Genomic DNA, 16,190 nt, shown 5'->3' on the forward strand with positions numbered 1-16,190 from the left:
AATAATCGCTGATCGACGGTTGAGCAGAAGCCGGTTCGGAGGGCTTGATGGCGGACTTTTTCATCGGTGGCGAGTGGGTCGACGCGGTCGGCGGTGGTCGCCGGGAGATCCGCTGCCCCGCGGACGGGTCGCTGGTCGCGGAAGTCGCCGAAGGCACCCGTGAAGACACCGAAGCGGCCATCGCCGCCGCGAGGAAGGCGTTCGACACCGGCCCGTGGCCGCAAACGCCCGCTCCTCAGCGCGGTGACCTGCTGCTGAAGGCCGCCGACCTGCTCGACCGGGACGCCGCGGCCTTCGCCCGCGCCGAGTCGCTCGACACCGGGAAACGGCTGGTCGAGAGCGAATACGACATGGCCGACATCGCCGCGTGCCTGCGCTATTTCGGCAAGCTCGCCGCGAACGACGCCGGCCGCGTGGTCGACACCGGAAACCCGGACGCGTTCAGCCGGATCGTGCACGAGCCGGTCGGCGTCTGCGGGCTGATCACGCCGTGGAACTATCCGCTCCTGCAGACCAGCTGGAAGGTCGCCCCCGCGCTCGCGGCGGGCAACACCTTCGTCCTCAAGCCCAGCGAACTGACCCCGCACACCTCGATCATGCTGATGAAGCTGCTGACCGAGGCCGGGCTGCCCGGCGGCGTCGCGAACCTGGTGCTCGGGGCGGGCGCACAGGCCGGGGCGCCTCTTTCGGAGCATCCGGATGTCGATCTCGTCTCGTTCACCGGCGGCCTCGCGACCGGCAAGATCATCGCCGCCTCCGCCGCCGCGACCATCAAGAAGGTCGCACTGGAGCTGGGCGGCAAGAACCCGAACGTCGTCTTCGCCGACTCGGACTTCGAGACCGCCGTCGACTACGCGCTGACCGCGGTGTTCCTGCACTCCGGGCAGGTCTGCTCGGCGGGTGCGCGGCTGATCGTCCAGGAGGAGTGGCACGACAGGTTCGTCGACGAACTCGTCCGCCGCGCCGAACTGATCCGACTGGGTGGACCTTTCGACCCGAAGGCTGAAACCGGTCCGCTGATCTCGGCCGCCCATTTGGAAAAGATCGAACGCTACGTCGCCGCGGCACTGGAAGAGGGCGCCGTCCTGCGCACCGGCGGCAAACGCCCCGACGATCGCGAGCTCGCGAAGGGGCACTACTACCTGCCGACCATCCTCGACAACGTGAAGCAGGGCAGCAGCGCCGTCGTCGACGAATCGTTCGGCCCCGTGCTCACCGTCGAGACCTTCACCGACGAGGACGACGCCGTCCGCATCGCCAACGACACGCACTACGGCCTCGCGGGCGCGGTGTTCACCTCGGACGCCTCCCGCGCGCAGCGGGTCGCGAACCGGCTGCGGCACGGCACGATCTGGATCAACGACTTCCACCCGTATCTGCCGCAGGCGGAATGGGGCGGCTACAAGCAGTCCGGCTTCGGGCGCGAACTCGGCCCGACCGGACTCGCCGAGTACACGGAGGCGAAGCACATCTACCAGAACCTCCGGCCCGCTCCACAGCGCTGGTTCTCCGGGGAGCCCGCGTCCAACTAAAGAGGGGAAAATTGCCGATGAGCAATCCTTCCGACGACGGCCTCGCCGGTTTCGGCTACAAACAGGAACTCGAAAGAACGCTCGGCAATTTCCACACCTTCGCCGCCGGGATCAGCTACATCTCGATCCTGACGGGGACCTTCCAGCTGTTCTACTTCGGCTTCAGCTTCGGCGGGCCGGCCTACTGGTGGTCGTGGCCGATGGTGTTCGTCGGCCAGCTGATGGTGGCGCTGTCGTTCGCCGAACTGGCCGCGCACTATCCGGTCGCCGGGTCGATCTACAACTGGTCGAAACGGCTCGGCAGCCCGCATGTCGCCTGGATGGCCGGGTGGATGATGCTGACCGCGTCGATCGTCAGCATCGCCGCGGTCGCGCTGGCGTATCAGATCACGCTCCCGCAGATCTCGTCGTTCTTCTCCTTCTCCGGGGACAGCGCGGTGAACGCGGTCATCCTCGGCACCGTCCTGATCCTGTTCACCACGCTGGTGAACGCCTGGGGCGTCAAGCTGATGGCGCGGATCAACAGCGCCGGCGTGTTCATCGAACTGATCGCCGCGGTCCTGCTGATCGTCGCGCTCGCGGTGAACATCACGCGGGGGCCCGAGGTCGTCATGCAGACGAACAACACCGGCGCCGACCAGCCGTGGGGCTATTTCGGGGCGTTCCTGGTCGCGTCGCTCGCGTCGACCTACGTCATGTACGGCTTCGACACCGCCAGCTCGCTCGGCGAGGAGTCCCACGACCCGCGCAAGAACGCGCCCAAGGCGATCCTGCGCGCGCTGATCGCGTCGTTCGTCATCGGCGGGCTCATCCTGATCCTCGCGCTGATGGCCGTCGGCGACATCAACAACCCGGAGATCGCGACCGGCGGGCTCCAGTTCATCGTGCTCGACGTCCTCGGCAGCACGATCGGCACGATCTTCCTGCTGGCGGTCGTCATCGCGATCACCGTGTGCAACCTGGCCGTGCAGTCGGCGGCGATCCGGATGATGTTCGCGATGGGCCGCGACAACAACCTGCCCGCCGGGAAGCATCTGGCACGGGTGTCACCGAAGACCAAGACGCCCGTGATCCCCGCGATCGTGTCCGGCGTCATCGCGGTCCTGATCCTGGTGGTCAACGTCGGCCAGCCGCAGATCTTCACGGTGATCACCAGTATCGGCATCATCATGATCTACCTGGCGTATCTGCTGGTCACCGTTCCGATGCTGGTCAAACGCTTCCGCGGGCAGTGGCCGCCGCCGAAGGTGGAGGGCACCAAGTACTTCTCGCTCGGCAAACTGGGGCTGCCGGTCAACATCCTCGGCGTGCTGTGGGGCGGCGCGATCGTGGTGAACCTGGCGTGGCCGCGCCGCGAGGTCTACAACGCGACCGAGCCGTATCACTGGTACCTCGAATGGGGGGCCGTGCTGTTCGTCGGCGCGGTGGCGGTCGTCGGTTTCGCGTATTACTGGTTCGTCCTGCGGCACAAGAGCGGCGTCCTGGCCGATCACGCCGCGGAAGCACTTCCCGAGGAGGCAGCACAGTGACCGGAGAGTTCGACTACATCGTCGTCGGCGGCGGGACGGCGGGTTCGGTGGTCGCGGCGAGACTCTCGGAAGACCCGGACGTCACCGTGGCGCTCCTCGAAGCCGGACCGTCCGATGTGGACGATCCGGCGGTGCTGGAACTGACGAAGTGGATGGCGCTGCTGGAATCCGGCTACGACTGGGACTACCTGGTCGAACCGCAGGAGGCCGGCAACTCCTTCCTGCGCCACGCCCGCGCGCGGGTGCTCGGCGGCTGCTCGTCGCACAACTCGTGCATCGCGTTCTGGGCGCCGGCCGAAGACCTCGACGAATGGGCGTCGCTCGGCCTGCCCGGCTGGTCTTCGAAGGATATTTTCCCGCTGTACAAGCGGCTCGAGACCAACGACGGCCCCGGCGACCACCACGGCCGCTCCGGCCCGGTGACCATCCGCTCGGTGCCGCCGAACGACCCGACCGGCGTCGCGCTGCTGCAGGCCTGTGAGCAGGCGGGCATCCCGAGGACCGAGTTCAACTCGGGCAAGACCGTGACGCACGGGGCGAACTGGTTCCAGATCAACGCGCGCGAGGACGGCACCCGCTCGTCGGCGTCGGTGTCGTATCTGCACCCGATCATCGGCGAACGGCCGAATCTGGAGGTCATCACCGGCGCCCGTGTCCGGCGGCTGCTGTTCGACGGCAAACGCTGCACCGGCGCGGAATACCTGGCCGACGACCTGATCCACGGCGTGCCGCTGCGGGCGCGGCGCGAGGTCATCCTGTCCTCCGGCGCGATCGACACCCCGAAACTCCTGATGCTGTCGGGAATCGGCCCCGCCGAGCATCTGCGCGAGGTCGGTGTCGACGTGTTGGTGGACTCCCCCGGCGTCGGCGAGAACCTGCAGGATCACCCCGAAGGCGTCATCCAGTGGGACGCGCTGCAGCCGATGACGACCGAGTCCACGCAATGGTGGGAGATCGGCATCTTCACCACCACCGAGGAAGGGCTCGACCGGCCGGACCTGATGTTCCACTACGGCTCGGTGCCGTTCGACATGAACACCCTCCGGCAGGGGTATCCGACCACGGAGAACGGTTTCTGCCTGACCCCGAACGTCACCCGTTCACGGTCGACCGGGACGGTGCGGCTGCGCAGCCGCGACTACCGGGACAAGCCGAAGGTGGATCCGCGGTACTTCACCGACGAGCACGACATGCGCGTGATGACCTACGGCATCAGGCTGGCGCGCAAGATCGCCGAGCAGCCCGCGCTGGACGAATGGGCGGGCACGGAACTGGCGCCCGGCAAGGACGTCAAGACCGACGACGAGATCGCGGACTACCTGCGCAAGACGCACAACACGGTTTATCACCCCGCGTGCACCGCGAAAATGGGCGGCGACGGCGACCCGATGGCCGTGCTGGACGCGCGTCTGCGGGTGCGGGGTGTCGAAGGCCTGCGGGTCGCCGACGGTTCGGCGATGCCGTTCCTGGTCGCGGTGAACCCGTGCATCACGACGATGGCGATCGGTGAGCGGTGCGCGGACATGCTGAAGGAGGACGCGCGCTCCTAAGGCTCGCTTGAGCGAGGCCCCCTTCGATCGGAGGGGGCCTTCGCTTTGCCCGGAAAACCGGTGGAGCGGCCCGCTCTCGGGCCATTACCGTGCTGCCGGACCACGTCGTCGAGCCGGAGGGCCTGCCGTTGTACACCCTGTGAGACCTCCCGAGCGCTGATTTCGTCGCGCGTCGCGCCCTGGGCGCCGCGCTTCCTTTTGCTGCGGATTTCTCACTGGAACGGGTGTATTCCTGTGCTCGAAAACTGGGTGGTCGTACCCACCTGCCTGCCTGTCGTCCTCCGCCGTTGCCACGTCTGCCCGTCCGGGCGCTTCCGGGCGAACGGCAAGTTCCGCGTCAACGCCCATCACAAAGTCCTCGACGTCTGGCTTCTCGTGCTCTGCGCCGGATGCGGGGACACCGCGAAGCTCACGATCCTGGAACGCGTGAACGTGCGCTCCGTGCGGCCGGACCTGCTGAACCGGTTGCACGAGAACGACCTCGTCCTGGCGGCGGAACTGCTCCAGGATCCTGCCGTGCGGCGCCGGAACCGTATCGCCCTCGATTGGGACGGTGCCTGGCGCCTCGACACCGGCTCCTCGGGTGACCCGGACTTTCGCGACGTCTCGGTTCGCTTCGAGGCCCGGATCCCGGTCCGGCCGGCGCGGTTGATCGCCGAGGGGTGCGGTCTTTCGCGGGGCGAGGTCGAGAGACTGATCGAGGAAGGGAAGGTGGTTTCGGCGGTGCGGTTGTCCGGGAAGGTTTCCGGGGACTTCACTTTCACGCTGAAACGCTGAGGTTGGGTCTCGTGAGTGGTAAGGACGGCTGACCCTCACCGCAACTGCACCGAACCGCCATCCGCCCACCGGCACCTGTGGTCGTGAGTGTTTTGGGTCGTTCTAACGACCCAAAACACTCACGACCCGCCCCCTTCTCCCCGAGAAAGTCAAATGGAAACGACGGCCGGAGTGCCCCGATTTCCGGACATCTGCTGCAGCGCCCAAGCCTGCCCGAATTCCGCCAGCGCCGGACCCGACCAGCGCCCGGAAATGCCGACTCCCTTCCACAGCGGCATCTTCGGTCCGTTCAAGGTTCCGTGGCTGACCTGCACCTGGACCGCGCCTTCCACCCAGGTGAAAACGAAATGGGCGTACATGAACATCCACGCTTGCCTGCCCAGCAGATCCCGCGCGAGCACCGGCCCCTCCGAGGGATAGGGCGCCGTGTAGATGACTTGTTTCCGGCCGTTCCGGTAACTGATCTCCTGTGCCGTGACACCGGGAGGAAGCATCGACGGTTCCACGTGGTCAGTCCTCCACGATGGTGATCGTGCCGTGCCCGTCGCAGCCGGCACAGCCTTTACCGTCACAATCACCGCATACCGAAGTAAGGTAATCCATGATTCGGAATCCGTTCGCGTCGAATGAAAAAGCGCCCGAAGCATCCGCGTTGCCTCGTGAAGACGAGCCTCAAGTTAGCGAGCACTTCGACACCCGGACAAGGTGAACGAAGCCAGTCCATTCCGACGGATTACAAATACCGAATTATTGCAGCAACGCAACGCATTCGACGTGGTGCGTCATGGGGAAAGCGTCGAAGGCGCGCAGGTCCACCAGGCCGTAGCCGTGCCCGGCGAACAACGCGATGTCACGTGCCAGCGCGGCGGGGTCGCACGCCACGTAGACGATCCGGTCGGGCGAACCCTCCACAATGGAATCGACGACGGCCTTGCCCGCGCCCTTGCGCGGCGGGTCGAGGACGACGACGTCGACCGGTTTCGGGGCATCGGCCAGCAGGTGTTCGACGCGGCCGGAGCGCCAGCGGACCTGCGGAAGGTCGGCCAGGTTCTCCTCGCCGTCGGCGACGGCACGGCGGCCGGACTCGATGGCCAGCACACGCCCACCTGGGCCGACCTGCTCGGCGAGCACCGACGCGAAGAGGCCGACACCCGCGTAGAGGTCCCATGCCACGCCGTCACGCGGCGCCTCCGCCCATTCCGCGACGACGGCGGCCAGCGTGTCCGCGGCGGCCGGGTGGACCTGCCAGAAGCCGTGGGCGTCCAGGCGCCAGTCACGACCGGCGGCGTGCTGCACGGCGAGACCACCGGCCAGCTGCCGCGAGCGGGTCTTCCCGTGGACCGTCGACAGGTCGCGAAGGTGCACGTGTCCCTCGCCGTCCTTGGTGACCTCGATTTCGCTGCCCGGGCGCCACTTCCGCGACACGACGTCGTCGAGCGCGCCGGGGACGGTGATCGGGCAGTCGTCGATCGGGATCACTCGGTGACTGTGGTGCGCCCGGAAACCGGCCCTGCCGTCCTTGCCCGCGACGAGCCGGACGCGGCTGCGCCAGTCCAGCGGTCCGCCGTCGAGCGCCTCGACGACGACGTCGCGCTCGATCCCGGCCAGCCGCTTGAGCTGCTCCGCGACCACCGCGGCCTTGAGTTCACGCTGATGTCCGGGCGTGGCGTGCTGCCAGTCGCAGCCGCCGCACTCCCCCGGCGCCGCGAGCGGGCACGGCGGCTCGACGCGTTCCGGCGACGCCTCCAGGACCTCGACGGCGTCGGCCCGGCAGAACGACCCGCCCTTGTCCTCTGTCACCGAGGCCAAGACCCGCTCGCCGGGCAACGCGTGCCGCACGAACACGACCCGCCCCTCCGCCCGCGCGACGCAGTGCCCGCCGTGCGCGACCGCGCCGACCTCCAGCTCGATCGTTCGTCCGAGCCAGGTGCCGGTCGACGCGTCCACACTCATTCTGCTTTGTCCTTCTTCGTTTCGGGTTGCTTGACGATCGGGGAGAATCCACGCCGCACGTCGCCCGCCGCCGGACGTGCCTTCCGGTCGCGTTTGATCGCCTTTTCCGACGATTCGAGCTGCCACGGCACGCTGGTCACCATGACACCGGGCTGGAACAGCAGCCTGCCCTTGAGCCGCAGCGCGCTCTGGTTGTGCAGGACCTGCTCCCACCAGTGCCCGACCACGTACTCGGGGATGAACACGGTCACCACGTTGCGCGGGTTGTCACCGCGGACACGCTTCACGTAGTCGAGCACCGGCTTCGTGATCTCGCGGTACGGCGACTCGATCACCTTCAGCGGCACCTTGAAATTGTGGTCGTCCCATTCCTGGACGAGTTTACGGGTCTCGACGTCGTCGACGTTCACCGTGACGGCTTCGAGGACGTCCGGCCGCACGGCCTTGGCGTAGGAGAGCGCGCGCAGCGTGGGCAGGTGCAGTTTCGAAATCAGCACGATCGCATGGTTGCGCGAAGGCAATACGGTCGGCTTGCGGTCCATCTCGCGCAATTCCTCCGCGACCCGGTCGTAATGCTTCCGGATCGCGGTCATCAGGATGTAGATCGCCACCATCGCCGCGATCGCGATCCACGCGCCGAGCAGGAACTTCGTGACCAGCACGATGATCAGCACGGTGCCGGTCATGGTTAGGCCGATCGCGTTGACCGTCTGCGAACGGCGCATCCGCCGCCGCACCACCGGATCGGTTTCCCTCGACAGCAACCGGTTCCAGTGCCGGATCATGCCCGCCTGGCTGATCGTGAAGGAGACGAACACACCCACGATGTAGAGCTGGATGAGCTTCGTGACCTCGGCGTCGAACGCGATGATCAGCACCAGCGCGAACGCCGACAGGAACAGGATGCCGTTGGAGAAGGCCAGCCGGTCGCCCCGGGTGTGCAGCTGACGCGGCAGGTAGCGGTCCTGCGCGAGGATCGAGCCGAGCACCGGGAAGCCGTTGAACGCGGTGTTCGCGGCCAGCAGCAGGATGATGCCGGTGGCGAAGGAGATGTAATAGAACGCGGGGGTGAAGTCGGCGAACACCGCCTGCGCGATCTGCGCGACGATCGTCTTCTGCTCGTAACCCGCCGGCGTGCCGGTGAGCTGCGTTTCCGGGTGCTCGGCGAATTTGACGTCGGTGATGATCGCCAACGTGATGATGCCGACCAGCATCGTCACCGCGAGCACCCCCATCATCAGCAGGGTGGTCGCCGCGTTCTTCGATTTCGGCTTCTGGAACGCCGGGACACCGTTGCTGATCGCCTCGACCCCGGTCAGCGCCGCCGCGCCGGAGGAGAACGTGCGCAACAACAGGAAGAAAAAGGCGAAACCGGTCAAAGAGGCTTCTTCGTGCAGCTGGAAATCCGCGCTCTCGGCCCGCATGTCGGCGCCGGAGGCCGCCTCGATCAGGCCCCAGACCACCATGCCGAGGATGCCGATGATGAATCCGTAGGTCGGGATCGCGAACGCTTTGCCCGATTCGCGCACTCCGCGCAGATTCAGCGCGGTCAGCACGACCACGATGATGACCGCGGCGATCACCTTGTGCTGCGCCACCCAGGGAATGGCGGAACCGATGTTCGCCACGCCGGACGACGTCGACACCGCCACGGTGAGCACGTAGTCGACCAGCAGCGCGCTGGCGACGGTGAGCCCGAATTTGCCGCCTAGATTGGTGTTGGCGACTTCGTAATCACCGCCGCCGCTGGGATAGGCGTGCACGTTCTGCCGGTAGGACGCGACCACGACCAGCATGACGAGCGCGACGGCGACGCCGATCCACGGCGCGAACGCGTACGCGGACAACCCGGCGACGCTGAGGGTCAGAAAGATCTCCTCAGGCGCGTAGGCGACGCTCGACAACGCGTCGGACGCGAAAATCGGCAGCGCGATGCGCTTCGGCAGGAGCGTATGCGAGAGGCGGTCACTCCGGAATGGACGTCCGAGGACGAGCCGCTTCAATACGGTCGGGAACTTCGACACCTGGGAAGACTAACTGTGACGCACCGCGTCTCCGTTGAGGGTGGCGGAGGGGAGGATGGTGGAGGTAACGGGCGGCCCTCACGGTAGGTTCGGCGCTGGTGTGTCTGGGTACCTGCGGACGGGTGAAACGTTCGCTGACTAAGGAGGCAGTGCGTGCACGTGGTGATCATGGGATGCGGCCGGGTCGGCGCATCCCTGGCCGCGGCGCTGGAGCGGCTGGGGCACGACGTCGCCGTCATCGACAAGAGCAGGCAGGCGTTCCGGCGGCTCGGCAGTGATTTCCACGGTCAGCAGGTGGTCGGCGTCGGCTTCGACCGGCAGGTGCTGATCGAGGCCGGGATCGAGCGCGCGGGTGCTTTCGCGGCGGTGTCCAGCGGCGACAACTCCAACATCATCTCGGCGCGGGTGGCCAGGGAGAACTTCGGCATCGACAAGGTCGTCGCCAGGATCTACGACCACAAACGCGCGGCGGTCTACGAACGGCTCGGCATCCCGACCGTGGCGACCGTGCCGTGGACGACCGACCGGTTCCTGCGCACCCTGCTCCCCGACGGCGTCGCCTCGGTGTGGCGGGATCCGTCCGGCAGCGTGGCGCTCCTGCAGCTCCCGCTGCACGAGGGCTGGGTCGGGCGCAGCGTGCGCGAACTGCAGGACACCACCGGCGCGAGGGTCGCGTTCATGATGCGGTTCGGCACCGCCGTGCTGCCCGACACCAAGGCCGTGATCCAGGCCGACGACGTCGTGTACGTCGCCGCGAAATCGGGCACTGTCAGCGACGTGACCACCGTCGCCGCTCGCGAACCGGAAGAGGAGAACTGATGCGGGTCGCGATTGCCGGGGCCGGCGCGGTGGGCCGGTCGATCGCCGCCGAGCTGATCGACGGGCGCCACCAGGTGATGCTCATCGAACGTGAGGCCGACCAGTTCGAGCCGCACACCGTGGAGCAGGCGGACTGGGTACTGGGCGACGCGTGCGAGGTGTCGATCCTGGAGGAGTCCGGGATCGAGGAGTGCGACGTCGTGATCGCCGCGACCGGCGACGACAAGGCGAACCTGGTGGTGTCGCTGCTGGCGAAGACCGAGTTCGCGGTGCGCCGGGTGGTGGCGCGGGTCAACAACCCGGCCAACGAATGGCTGTTCAACGACGCCTGGGGCGTCGATGTCGCCGTGTCGACCCCGCGGATGCTCGCGGCGATGGTCGAGGAGGCGGTCAGCGTCGGCGATCTGGTGCGGCTGATGACGTTCCGGCAGAGCCAGGCGAACCTCGTCGAACTCACCCTGCCGGAGGAGACGCCGCTGGCGGGCAAGGCGGTCAGCGAGATCAACCTGCCGCGTGACGCGGCGCTGGTGACGATCCTGCGCGGGGACCGCGTGATCGTGCCGCAGCCCGAGGACCCGCTGGAGCCGGGTGACGAGCTGCTCTTCGTGGCGACTTCGGACGTGGAACCGGAGATCCGGACCGCGCTGGGTTACTAGTTCTCGACGGCGGGCGCCTGCGCGTACTTCGCGCGCAGGCGAGCCTCGACCTCTTCGTCGGTCTCTTCGCGCGGGGCCTCTTCTGCCTGCGCCTTGAGGTGCTTGTCCGACCGCCGCACCGCCCAGACGACCGTGAGCAGGCCGAGCGCGTACAGCGGGTAGCCCATCGCGATCTTCGCGAAGGCCAGCCAGCCGGTGTAGTCCTCGTCGTACAGCCAGCGCTGCACGACGAACCGGGCGCCGAAGATCAGCGCCATGGCGCCGGTCGCGATCGAATACGCGATCAGCGACTTCTTGTCCTTGCGCCAGGCGTGGCCGCTGCCGTTGAGCGCGTTCCACACCACGCCGGCGAGCGGCCAGCGGACGACGATCGAGAGCACGAAGACACCGCAGTAGACCAGGCTCGTCCAGATGCCGAACAGGAAGAAACCCTTGGCCGAACCGGTCCGGTAGGCGATGAACGCCGCGATCGCGACCCCGAAGAAGCCGGAGATCGCGGGCTGCAGCGGCTCCTTGCGCACGATCCGCAGCACGGTGATCGCCACCGCGCTGCCCACCGCGGCCCAGATCCCCACCGTGAGCCCGAAGATCGCGTTCGCGATCACGAACACGATGACCGGCAGCGAGGAATAGAACAGTCCGGACAGCCCGCCCATCTGTTCCAGCAGGGTGGGCTGCGGCTTCTTGTCTTCGGTCTTCTCTTCGCCGCCGACGGGTTCAGTCACGATGCGGGATCAACTCACAGGGCTCTGAAGTTCGTAATAGGGGTTGTACAGCACCTTCTGACCATCACGTTCGGCCATCCGGCCGCGCACCTTGATGGTTCGCCCGGGTTCGATCCCGGGGATCCGGCGGCGTCCGAGCCAGATTAGCGTCACACCCTGTGTGCCGTCGAACAGCTCGGCCTGCAGCGTCGCCGCCTCGTTGGTCGGGCAGAGCTCCACGCTGCGGAGTCTCCCGAGCACCGTCACCTCTTGACCCGACCGGCAGTCGCAGGCGCGCTGCGCTCCGCCGGCCTCGGATTTTTCGGACAGATCGTCGGCGTCGAGATCCTCGACGTCGCTGGTCAGCTTGCGGACCAGCCGGCTGAAGTAGCCGCCGTCTTTGGCGGACATAACGGTGCTCCTGTGCTCCGGGGCCCCCGACTTGAACGGCCCGTGCGTAATCCAGCGTAACTGTGCTCCGACCAGGAGAACGGGTTTAGGGGAATATCGCAACGTGACCTCCGCTATTCCGCCTACGACGGCAGTAGTACTCCCCGGCACCGGGTCCGACGAAGTGTTCGTGCGGGCCGTGTTCGCCGGTCCGCTGCGAGCGCTCGGCATCCGGCTGATCGCCCCGCCCCCGCCACCGGGCGACCGGCTCGCGGACGGCTATCTCGAGGAGCTGGACAGGCTGGCCGACGAGCACGGTCCGCTGCTCGTGGGCGGCATCTCGTTCGGCGCGCACTTGTCGGCGGAGTGGGCGGCGCGCGAACCGGCCCGCTGCACCGGCCTGCTGGCCGCTCTCCCGGCTTGGAACGGCCCGGCCGGGCGAGCACCCGCGTCGCTCGCCGCGCGGCTGTCAGCGGATCTGGTGGCCGAAAACGGGGTCGACGGCGCGCTGGCGAAATCCTCCGACGGCGTCCCGGAGTGGCTTTCGGCGGAACTCGGCCGCGCGTGGCGGCGGCACGGCGACGGACTGGCGGCGAGCCTGCGGACGGCGGCGGGTCATCCTGCCCCGTCTCTGGAGGACCTGAAGGGGCTCGACGTGCCCGCGGGGATCGGCGCGTGCGTGGACGACCCGATCCACCCGGCCGAGGTCGCCCGCGCCTGGGCGGACGCCCTGCCGCGCGCCGAGGTCGGCGAGTCGACGCTCACCGCCCTCGGCGCGGACCGGGAATCCCTGGGCCGCGCGACCATCCAAGCCTGGCTGAGGGCGGCCACCCACTAACCCATAGCAACGCGACGGCACGCCGACTCGACCACACGGTCTCCCCAAGGGCGCCCCGCGCCCGACGGAGACTTCATCCGTCGCGCGCCCTCTTTTGGGCCGGAGGCCCACGTAAACGTGATGAAGGGGCGCCCTCCGCTCCCAACCCGAGTTGCAAGCGGCCCGGCGCCCCTTCGGCACGTTTACGTCAGCGCGCGATCAAATAAACACAGCGCGCGATTCAACCACTCTGCTCGGCGATGTGCTGCGCGACGGCGTCGGGCAGCGTGATGGTCAGCGGGGTGCGGACCGGCATCGGCGCGTCACCGCGGTCGACGATGGTGTGCCGCACGATCTCCCGCAGCACGGCGGGCGCCTGCGACGCCTGCGACTGCGGCCCGGCGATGACGCCGCGGAGCATCCAGCGCGGACCGTCGACCCCGACGAACCGCAGCGCGACGTCACCGACGATCGCGGACAGCTCCAGGCCCCACTCCCCCATGCCGACCGAGACCTTGGCGCCGTCGGCACGCAGCTGCTCGGTGAGCTCGGTGCTGACGTCCTTCCACAGGCCGCCGGAGCGCGGCGCCGCGTAGCCGCTGACGGTGATCTGCCCCTGCTCGGTGACGACGTGCACCGCGCGGACACCGCCGCTCTCCGGGTCCATCTCGACCTGGACCTGGGAACCGTCGGGCACCGGCACCTTCACCGAGCCGAGGTCGATCCGCGGGATGCCGTCCTCGGGCGCGTCGGCGAGGTCGAAGGGGCCGTCGGAGGTCTCCGACAGCTGCGCCTCGATCTCGTCGTCGGTGTCCTCGGCAACGGGACGCTCATCGACCTCGGGCGCGGCGTGCCGTCCGCTCGGCTTCGCGCGCTTGCGTCCGAAAATCCCCACTAGTTCTCCGTTCCTTCCCTGGCTCCGGCTCCCAGTGTGGCGTGTCCGCCCGTGGAGCCATACCCTCCCTCGCCGCGCTCGGACGGCTCGAGTTCGGCGACCTCGACGAACTCGGCCTGTTCGACCCGTTGCACGACCAGTTGCGCGATCCGGTCGCCGCGGGTGAGCACGACCTTCTCGGAGAGATCATGGTTGATCAGGCAGACGCGGATCTCACCGCGGTACCCGGAGTCGATCGTGCCCGGCGTGTTGACGACCGAGAGGCCGACGCGGGCGGCGAGACCCGAGCGCGGGTGGACGAAGCCCGCGTACCCGGGCGGCAGCGCGATCGCGACGCCCGTTCCGACGACGCCGCGTTCCCCGGGCGCGAGCACGAGATCCGAGGTGGTGACGAGGTCGGCGCCCGCGTCACCGGGGCGCGCGTAGGCGGGAAGGGGGACCGAAGGATCGATCCGGGAAAGCAGTACCTGAACGGTGGACACGGGCGGCGAGACTACCCTGAACGCGTGGGTGAAAGCGTGAACACGGCCGAAGGCGGCGCCGTCAAGCATTCAGAGCGGCTCTACGTCCCGTGGTGGGGCTGGCCGTTGCCGCTGCTGGGCGGCGGGCTGCTGGCCGCGGAGATCGACATGGGCTATCCCGGGCTGCGCGGGTGGCTGCCGTACGTGGTCCTGATCCCCGCGGTGATCGCGCTGATGATCTCGCTCGGCCGGTCCCGCGTCCGGGTGACCGGCGGCGCCGAGCCGGAGCTCTGGCTGCGCGACGCGCACTTGCCGCTCAAGTTCGTCGGCGACGTCGACGTCATCGACAAGGAAGCGAAGCGCAAGGCGCTCGGCCGCGACGCCGATCCCGCGGCCTTCGTGCTGCACCGGGGCTGGGTCGGCCCGGTCGTGCGGGTCTGGCTCACCGACCCCGACGACCCGACGCCGTACTGGCTGTTCAGCACCCGCCATCCGGAGAAGGTGGCCGCGCTGCTGCGGCAGACCGCCGAGAAGGCCTGAGACGGCATGGAAAGGGGGCCGGCCACCAGGGCCGGCCCCCTTTATTCCTGTTTCAGTCCCCGAAGCCCCTGTCGCGCCGTCCCCTGTGCCCGTAGGCTCAGGCGCAGTCGCGGCAGATGAGCCGTCCGCCACTCTCCTCGGCCAGCCTGCTGCGGTGGTGCACCAGGAAGCAGACGGAGCAGGTGAACTCGTCGGCCTGCTTGGGCACGACCTTGACGGTCAGGTCCTCACCGGAAAGTCCGGAGAGGTCCGCGCCCGGCAGCTCGAAGTTCTCGGCGGTCGCGTCCTCGTCGACGTCCACGACGCCGGACTGGTTTTCGTTACGCCTTGCCTTCAGCTCTTCCAACGAGTCTTCGGCCAGCTCGTCGGCTTCGCTGCGGCGCGGAGCGTCGTAGTCGGTCGCCATTAGTCCCTCACCCCTGCGATGCTTTCGATGTCAGATGGCCCGGACCCGCGAGCGCGCGGCTCGTGAGTCCTTCGTGCCGCTGGTTAACGTCCCAGCGCCCCTGTTTGTGCCCGGCTGGGCAGTGAGCGAGGTCTCTCTTTTGCGCCTCTTACTGCCGCCTGAGCCCGCGAAGGGTAGCTCACGCTGATACCGGCTCTGCAACGAGTCAGACATAGCCGCGATTACGTCACCCAACAGGGGGAACCCTGCTGTCAAGACGCCTGTCGTCCGAATGGGTTGCCCCCGCATCGGGTACCTCACCCCTTGGGCCCGGCTGCTTGCCCGGAGTGGCCATCGCGTGGTGCTATCCGGAGGCCCGCGCCGATCACCTTCGCCGCAACGCATAGGCTGATCGGACACGATGGTGAGATGAAGCACCGTCCGGGGATCCGGGCTTGGGGAAGGGACTGGCAGGTGGCGTCGGGGAACGGCATCGGGGACCGCGGGGCGAGGCCGTATCGCAAGCGCAAGCCGCTGCCCGCGCTCATCGTCATCGGGGTGATGGCGCTCGGCGCGGTGATCGTCTGGGTGAACGTCGTGGCGAGCAACGCCGACGTCGACGCCAAGGTCCGCTGCGATCCCCCGCCCGCCCCGCAGCAGGGTGTCACCTACACGCCGCTGGCCCACAACGGGCTCGACGACCGCGCGCCGGTGCCGCCGGACAAGGTCGCCGTCCAGGTGCTCAACGGTTCCCAGGTCCGCGGCCAGGGCGGCATCGTCACCAGCACGCTCCGGGAACTCGGCTTCTCCCAGATCGTCGAGCCGGACGTCGACCCGGCCTACAAGAACGCCGAAGCCAAGTGCCGCGGCCAGATCCGCTTCGGCGAGAGCGGCGCCGCCGCGGCCCGCACGCTGAGCCTGGTGGTCCCGTGCGCCGAATTGGTCAAGGACAACCGCAAGGACGCTTCGGTCACGCTCACCACCGGCACCCTGCTCGGCGACATCCGCCCGAAGGCGGAGGCCCGCCAGGTCCTCGACCAGCTCACCCAGTGGTCGAAGGCGCAGCAGGGCAGCGGCGGCGGTGAGCAGTCCGCGGGCGGCGGCGCCCCGGTGATCGACCAGACGCTGCTGAAGGCCGCCCGCGAAGCTCCCTGCTGA

The 16,190-nt window shown here is 68.1% G+C and carries 17 protein-coding genes; 9 read left to right on the forward strand and 8 right to left on the reverse strand.

The genetic code is table 11. The annotated features are described in order from the left end of the window. The first annotated feature begins 47 nt into the window (after nt 1-47). The 4 genes from DMH01_RS09710 to DMH01_RS09725 all read left to right on the forward strand — a co-directional run bounded on the left by DMH01_RS09710 (nt 48) and on the right by DMH01_RS09725 (nt 5,388). The gene (locus DMH01_RS09710) at nt 48-1,532 is read left to right on the forward strand and encodes an aldehyde dehydrogenase family protein (RefSeq protein WP_125675244.1); all 1,485 of its coding nucleotides are present in this window, start codon (nt 48-50) and stop codon (nt 1,530-1,532) included. 17 nt (nt 1,533-1,549) lie between these two features. Beyond that, on the forward strand, nt 1,550-3,061 hold the full coding sequence (locus DMH01_RS09715) for an APC family permease (RefSeq protein WP_125675246.1): 1,512 nt from the start codon (nt 1,550-1,552) through the stop codon (nt 3,059-3,061). Continuing rightward, a complete protein-coding gene (locus tag DMH01_RS09720) occupies nt 3,058-4,611 on the forward strand; it encodes a GMC family oxidoreductase (RefSeq protein WP_125675248.1) in 1,554 nt (517 codons plus the stop codon). Before DMH01_RS09715 ends, DMH01_RS09720 begins: the two co-directional genes overlap by 4 nt. A gap of 234 nt (nt 4,612-4,845) precedes the next feature. Further along, nucleotides 4,846-5,388, forward strand: a complete 543-nt coding sequence (locus DMH01_RS09725; protein ID WP_125675250.1) for a DUF1062 domain-containing protein — start codon at nt 4,846-4,848, stop codon at nt 5,386-5,388. Nucleotides 5,389-5,537: 149 nt separating this feature from the next. Here DMH01_RS09725 and DMH01_RS09730 read toward each other — a convergent pair whose 3' ends face one another. From DMH01_RS09730 to DMH01_RS09740, 3 genes are all read right to left on the reverse strand, one after another. Beyond that, nucleotides 5,538-5,882 carry a hypothetical protein gene (locus DMH01_RS09730; protein ID WP_233621463.1) on the reverse strand — a complete coding sequence of 115 codons (345 nt, stop codon included), beginning with the start codon at nt 5,880-5,882 and terminating at the stop codon, nt 5,538-5,540. Nucleotides 5,883-6,135: 253 nt separating this feature from the next. Next, complete coding sequence (locus DMH01_RS09735; RefSeq protein WP_125675254.1) at nt 6,136-7,341, reverse strand: class I SAM-dependent RNA methyltransferase; 1,206 nt, start codon at nt 7,339-7,341, stop codon at nt 6,136-6,138. Continuing rightward, entirely contained in the window at nt 7,338-9,365 is a 2,028-nt protein-coding gene (locus tag DMH01_RS09740) for an APC family permease (protein ID WP_125675255.1), read from the reverse strand. The genes DMH01_RS09735 and DMH01_RS09740 overlap by 4 nt, the downstream gene beginning before the upstream one ends. A gap of 153 nt (nt 9,366-9,518) precedes the next feature. Between DMH01_RS09740 and DMH01_RS09745 the strand changes: the two genes are divergently transcribed. Next, on the forward strand, nt 9,519-10,184 hold the full coding sequence (locus DMH01_RS09745) for a TrkA family potassium uptake protein (RefSeq protein WP_125675257.1): 666 nt from the start codon (nt 9,519-9,521) through the stop codon (nt 10,182-10,184). Further along, nucleotides 10,184-10,840 (forward strand): TrkA family potassium uptake protein, encoded by a 657-nt coding sequence (locus DMH01_RS09750; RefSeq protein ID WP_016332961.1) that lies wholly within the window; start codon nt 10,184-10,186, stop codon nt 10,838-10,840. The genes DMH01_RS09745 and DMH01_RS09750 overlap by 1 nt, the downstream gene beginning before the upstream one ends. On the opposite strand, the gene DMH01_RS09755 is transcribed toward DMH01_RS09750, so the two are convergent. Then, entirely contained in the window at nt 10,837-11,565 is a 729-nt protein-coding gene (locus tag DMH01_RS09755) for a DUF3159 domain-containing protein (protein ID WP_034316982.1), read from the reverse strand. The genes DMH01_RS09750 and DMH01_RS09755 overlap by 4 nt on opposite strands. A gap of 9 nt (nt 11,566-11,574) precedes the next feature. Then, nucleotides 11,575-11,955, reverse strand: a complete 381-nt coding sequence (locus tag DMH01_RS09760) for an OB-fold nucleic acid binding domain-containing protein (protein ID WP_034316985.1) — start codon at nt 11,953-11,955, stop codon at nt 11,575-11,577. Nucleotides 11,956-12,058: 103 nt separating this feature from the next. On the opposite strand from DMH01_RS09760, the gene DMH01_RS09765 reads away from it, so the two are divergent. After that, nucleotides 12,059-12,772: an alpha/beta fold hydrolase gene (locus tag DMH01_RS09765; RefSeq protein ID WP_199745421.1), complete on the forward strand. Its 714-nt coding sequence runs from the start codon at nt 12,059-12,061 to the stop codon at nt 12,770-12,772. Between the two features lie 220 nt (nt 12,773-12,992). Here DMH01_RS09765 and DMH01_RS09770 read toward each other — a convergent pair whose 3' ends face one another. Then, on the reverse strand, nt 12,993-13,646 hold the full coding sequence (locus tag DMH01_RS09770; protein ID WP_125675259.1) for a DUF3710 domain-containing protein: 654 nt from the start codon (nt 13,644-13,646) through the stop codon (nt 12,993-12,995). Beyond that, a complete protein-coding gene (dut, locus tag DMH01_RS09775) occupies nt 13,646-14,128 on the reverse strand; it encodes a dUTP diphosphatase (protein WP_007033571.1) in 483 nt (160 codons plus the stop codon). Before dut ends, DMH01_RS09770 begins: the two co-directional genes overlap by 1 nt. Before the next feature lie 24 nt (nt 14,129-14,152). Between dut and DMH01_RS09780 the strand changes: the two genes are divergently transcribed. Beyond that, entirely contained in the window at nt 14,153-14,647 is a 495-nt protein-coding gene (locus DMH01_RS09780; RefSeq protein ID WP_199745422.1) for a DUF3093 domain-containing protein, read from the forward strand. Between the two features lie 97 nt (nt 14,648-14,744). Here DMH01_RS09780 and DMH01_RS09785 read toward each other — a convergent pair whose 3' ends face one another. Then, the gene (locus tag DMH01_RS09785) at nt 14,745-15,053 is read right to left on the reverse strand and encodes a DUF4193 domain-containing protein (RefSeq protein WP_005164528.1); all 309 of its coding nucleotides are present in this window, start codon (nt 15,051-15,053) and stop codon (nt 14,745-14,747) included. Between the two features lie 453 nt (nt 15,054-15,506). Between DMH01_RS09785 and cei the strand changes: the two genes are divergently transcribed. Next, complete coding sequence (cei, locus tag DMH01_RS09790) at nt 15,507-16,190, forward strand: envelope integrity protein Cei (RefSeq protein WP_125676655.1); 684 nt, start codon at nt 15,507-15,509, stop codon at nt 16,188-16,190.

The sequence above is a fragment of the Amycolatopsis sp. WAC 04182 genome (genome assembly GCF_003947465.1).
Taxonomy (GTDB): domain Bacteria; phylum Actinomycetota; class Actinomycetes; order Mycobacteriales; family Pseudonocardiaceae; genus Amycolatopsis.